We start from the raw sequence: 4,223 nt of genomic DNA, 5'->3' as shown, positions 1-4,223 counted from the left end.
AGTCAGAAGGCGCAGGAAATCTTGAGTCGGTGGGCGGAGTATCTGCCTAAGTTCTGGCAGTTGGTACCACCTTCGGAGGCGGAAACACCAGAGGCTAGTGCGAAGCAGGCTGTGAGTGCGTAGTTTGACCTACTTATTTTCAAGCAGGTAGAAATTACAATACAAGAGACTCCATTTTATGGAGTCTCTTTTTAAGATGTGGACGAATAGTAGGTCATGAAAGATAAAAAACACTCCTCGATCCTAGATGCTATAGAGAAAATTGCACTATGTGCTGCGAAACGAAAAGTCACGACGGCGGCTGAAGAGTTTGCTGCGATAGAAAAGGAAGCATCGAAGTATGGCAATAAATGGCAACCACCAACTTATCTTCCTAGACTAAGTGTGGAAGAGACTAAAAATATCTCTAAAGATCTTCCCTTTGAATTGCCTGTAGAGTTTTACGATTTATACTCTAAAGGCAATGGATACTTACCAATTAGCATGAATGACGATCTAGATTGGAGTTCGCTCGATAATTATTTTATCTACAGATCTATTGTATTAAATACTGATGAAGAGTGGATGTCTCTGGAGGGATGTCTAAAATTGTATGAGGATATATTTGACTCATTAAGTCAAATCAGAGATCGGAAAGAACGCATCAAAGTATGTAGAGATTCAAAAAACAATCAGATCCACAATGGCTTACTAAAATCCGCAATAGAAAATAATGATTTTCCACTTAATCTATTCCCTCTAATAAGCACAGAGAATGGGATATACGCAGCGATATGTAATAAGATACAGCAAGACGCATCAACGATTGTCTTTTTAGATGCTGAGTATTTAGTAATATCTTTTATTGCTCCAAGCTTATCAAGCTTAATGATAGCTGAAGCAGAATTTATGGAAACAAGTACACAATTTGACTGGAATAAGTACAAAAAGAGCGATATTCTCAGAAAATACGATATCGGTCAAAGTGTGATTGCTTGGTTTGAACTTGAGTAACGATCCGTTCGGTTCAGCCTTGACTAAAAGTGAGTGTTATCCAGAAGAGTAAAAATATATCGCCGCAACTTTACAAGTGAATACACTCGATTCTCTTTTGGATAGGCTCCGCCAACGAATTCTGGCGTGCTGGCGATCGAATCCACCCTCGATCGAACTGAACTCTAGGATCGATCGCTAGTCGCTACATCCTCAACCAAGCCGACTCGATCGATAGATTATAATTATCTATAGTCATCCATTTAGAACTGAGGACTCGATCAATATATGCAAGTCAAAGATTTAACCGTTGAAGAGCTGACACTACTCATCCAAGAAACTGTTGCCGATACGCTCCAAGATCTCCTAACAGATATCGATGAAGGGAAACAAGTAAAACCCGCGCTCAAGCAAGAATTAATTAGTTCTCTAGCGCGAACTCAATCAGGAGAGCGGGGAATAGCTGCTGAGGAAGTAGCAAACAGACTAGGGCTAAATTGGTAATGAGCTACAGTGTTGAATTCACTTCATTAGGTATAGCTAGCTTGGAAGATCTCAATCAAAGCATTCAACAGCGAGTCGTACGTAAAATCCGTTGGCTATCTGAAAACTTCAACGATGTAAATCCTCAGTCTTTAACTGCCGATCTAAGTGGCCTTTTTAAATTGAGAGTTGGCGATTATCGCGTTATCTATTCTTTTAACATCGAACTTCAAGTTATCGCAATTCACAAAATTGGGCATCGTCGAGATGTTTATAATTAGCACTCGATAGATATAGATTGACTCTCGTTCTGGTGTACTAGCGATCGATTAAAATAAAACTAGACCAGATTAACTATACCTAGACTGATTTGTATGACTGAGTTGCTGGAACAAGCTATTGCCAAACTGAAGACTCGATCGATTAGCGAGCAAGATTCGATCGCAGCCCTGATTTTGGAAGAACTCGAAGATGACAATCGATGGGACGAATCATTTTCCCGTTCTCCCGATCTGTTGGCTAAACTTGCTGCTGAAGCAATGGCAGAACATCGCGCGGGCAAAACACAGGAGTTAGATCCAGAAACACTGTGAAATCTATTACCACTCCTAAGTTCCGTCAAATGTTTGCCGATTTGCCAAAGCAAATTCAGGATCGGACCCGCAGAGCATATCGCCAATTCCAGCAAGATCCCAGTTATCCCAGCTTGCGGTTTAAGAAAGTTCATCCCAAATTACCGATTTATTCTGTCCGCATAAACAAAGATTATCGAGCAGTCGGTCAATTAGATGAAGACTCGATCGTTTGGTTCTGGGTTGGTTCTCATGCGAAATACGATCTGTTACTCGATAACTTTTAGAACTAGTCCCGATGATGGGACTTATCAGAAGTAGAAATAGCCAGATGTAACGCAGAAATGAGGAAAGTTTTAGCCGAGTGGCGAAAAACGGGCAATAAAGGAGAACAGACCGAAACTTGGGAAGAATTGAAAGTATCTCTCGATCCTATCCAATAACTTGAAGCAATGGATCGATCGAAGTTGATAGCACGATCGAATACCGCACGATTGAAATCGTCGCTCATGTTGCAAAGTCCGCCTACGCGGACTGAGATCTCTTAACCCGCGAAGGCGGGTTTTGCATCACAAGCGGCGGTTTCAACCGCTGACTCATCCAGAACGATCGATCCCCACTCAATTTGGGCATATTAAGATTGTCAATTTTAGAGTGATTCTCGATCGTCAAAATGCCCTCAAACTTTACCCGCATCTATATTCACCATATCTGGTCAACTTGGGATCGACAACCGATGTTAATTCCAGAAGTTCGAGATGCCGTGTACAAGGTAATTCGAGAAGAATGTAAATCTTTGAAATGCGAAGTAATTAGAATTGGCGGGATTAGCGACCACATTCATTTGCTGGCAACTCTGAATCCCACTATTTCACTTGCGGATTTTGTCAAACAGGTGAAGGGGAGTTCTTCACATTTTATCAATCAGGAGATTCAGCCAGATTTCTTGTTCAAATGGCAGGGTAGTTATGGTGCTTTGACGGTGAGTAAGAGTGGGGTGGATGATTTGTGTGAGTATATCGACGGACAGGAAGAACATCATCGGCGGAAGTCTTTGATTCCCGATTGGGAGCCGATTTAGATCGCACGATGATGGGGCACGATTGGATGCCGCACGATTGAAATCGTCGCTGGTGTTGCGTAGTCCGCCTACGCGGACTAGGATTTCTTAACCCACGAAGGTGGGTTTTGCTTGCGTGTGCGGCGGTTTCAACCGCTGACTAACTTTCTACATTTAATTATGAGTGAAGATATCGAGCAACGGATATTACGATATTTAGATGATGGATTTGAAGATACTGATTATATTGCAGAGAGCGTCAACTCTCAACCATTCTCTAATCTTGCAGAATCAATTTGTAAATTACTGAAATCTAGCAATGAAGATACATTCAGTATGACGGGTTTATTCTTGCGTGATGCAATTTTGTATGGAAATCGTAATGAAGCTTGCCATCAATTTATTGCAGCTTATCCAGAATCCGTGATCGTTAAAGCATTAGAAGAATTAGTCTTCTCTGATAACTATGTTATTCAGAGTGAGACGATTTATACATTGGGTAAAACTTGTAGCTATAGTAGCAAAACAGTCTTGAGCCAAGCATTCGATCGGTTTCGAGACACCCATCCACTTTTATTAACTAGACTTCTTGCCGAGATGGGATGGTTGGGGGTAGAGAATTTAGAACATTATATCGAACAGATGGCAAATAGTTCTAGTTATTTGACTCGATGGGCTGCCGTCCAACTAATTCAACTAAACGATGATGATAAACTACCTAATTGGGCAGAAGAATTACGTCGAGATGAATATGAACTCATCCGTGTAGAGGCAGAATATGAATGTCAGCGTATTCTCAAAAGATTCCAGACACCGATTTTATCAAAAATTGAGCAGCGACAACTAGCCAAGGCAATTAAAAAGATTGAGCCAAAAATTTCATTTTTCGGAACATGTTTGAAATTTAGCAACCATTTAGCTAATAATGGCTTGCGTCAATATACTGTTGCCGATTTTGAAGCTTATGTCGATAATTCGTAACAAATTTATAGTACGATCGATTGCCGCACGATTGAAATCGTCGCTCATGTTGCAAAGTCCGCCTACGCGGACTAATATCCCCAACCCGCGAAGGCGGGTTTTGCATCACAAACGGCGGTTTCAACCGCACGCCGTCCCCGCCATCCCACCATCAA

General features: G+C 41.4%; 7 protein-coding genes. All 7 read left to right on the top strand.

Features of this window, described 5'->3' with window-relative positions; translation table 11 throughout:
* The first annotated feature begins 216 nt into the window (after window positions 1–216).
* Window positions 217–993: a hypothetical protein gene (locus RMO79_RS17465; protein WP_310484511.1), complete on the top strand. Its 777-nt coding sequence runs from the start codon at window positions 217–219 to the stop codon at window positions 991–993.
* Window positions 994–1,260: 267 nt separating this feature from the next.
* Window positions 1,261–1,476 (top strand): hypothetical protein, encoded by a 216-nt coding sequence (locus RMO79_RS17460; RefSeq protein ID WP_310484509.1) that lies wholly within the window; start codon window positions 1,261–1,263, stop codon window positions 1,474–1,476.
* Entirely contained in the window at window positions 1,476–1,736 is a 261-nt protein-coding gene (locus tag RMO79_RS17455) for a type II toxin-antitoxin system RelE/ParE family toxin (protein ID WP_310484507.1), read from the top strand. The genes RMO79_RS17460 and RMO79_RS17455 overlap by 1 nt, the downstream gene beginning before the upstream one ends.
* Window positions 1,737–1,829: 93 nt before the next feature.
* Entirely contained in the window at window positions 1,830–2,048 is a 219-nt protein-coding gene (locus RMO79_RS17450) for a hypothetical protein (protein ID WP_310484506.1), read from the top strand.
* On the top strand, window positions 2,045–2,314 hold the full coding sequence (locus RMO79_RS17445; protein WP_310484505.1) for a hypothetical protein: 270 nt from the start codon (window positions 2,045–2,047) through the stop codon (window positions 2,312–2,314). Before RMO79_RS17450 ends, RMO79_RS17445 begins: the two co-directional genes overlap by 4 nt.
* Window positions 2,315–2,700: 386 nt before the next feature.
* Window positions 2,701–3,108 (top strand): IS200/IS605 family transposase, encoded by a 408-nt coding sequence (tnpA, locus tag RMO79_RS17440; protein ID WP_310484503.1) that lies wholly within the window; start codon window positions 2,701–2,703, stop codon window positions 3,106–3,108.
* A gap of 159 nt (window positions 3,109–3,267) precedes the next feature.
* Window positions 3,268–4,068 carry a hypothetical protein gene (locus tag RMO79_RS17435; RefSeq protein WP_310484502.1) on the top strand — a complete coding sequence of 267 codons (801 nt, stop codon included), beginning with the start codon at window positions 3,268–3,270 and terminating at the stop codon, window positions 4,066–4,068.
* Window positions 4,069–4,223: the final 155 nt, after the last annotated feature.

The sequence above is a fragment of the Chamaesiphon sp. VAR_48_metabat_403 genome (genome assembly GCF_031422475.1).
In the GTDB taxonomy this organism is placed as follows: domain Bacteria; phylum Cyanobacteriota; class Cyanobacteriia; order Cyanobacteriales; family Chamaesiphonaceae; genus Chamaesiphon.
Note: the sequence above shows the minus strand (reverse complement) of the source record. Positions and strands in the feature narration are given on the sequence as shown.

Bases quoted from the DNA above. Each gene is read 5' to 3' on its own strand.
- RMO79_RS17465 (WP_310484511.1), top strand. From the start codon at position 217: ATGAAAGATAAAAAACACTCCTCGATCCTAGATGCTATAGAGAAAATT.
- RMO79_RS17460 (WP_310484509.1), top strand. From the start codon at position 1,261: ATGCAAGTCAAAGATTTAACCGTTGAAGAGCTGACACTACTCATCCAA.
- RMO79_RS17455 (WP_310484507.1), top strand. From the start codon at position 1,476: ATGAGCTACAGTGTTGAATTCACTTCATTAGGTATAGCTAGCTTGGAA.
- RMO79_RS17450 (WP_310484506.1), top strand. From the start codon at position 1,830: ATGACTGAGTTGCTGGAACAAGCTATTGCCAAACTGAAGACTCGATCG.
- tnpA (WP_310484503.1), top strand. From the start codon at position 2,701: ATGCCCTCAAACTTTACCCGCATCTATATTCACCATATCTGGTCAACT.
- RMO79_RS17435 (WP_310484502.1), top strand. From the start codon at position 3,268: ATGAGTGAAGATATCGAGCAACGGATATTACGATATTTAGATGATGGA.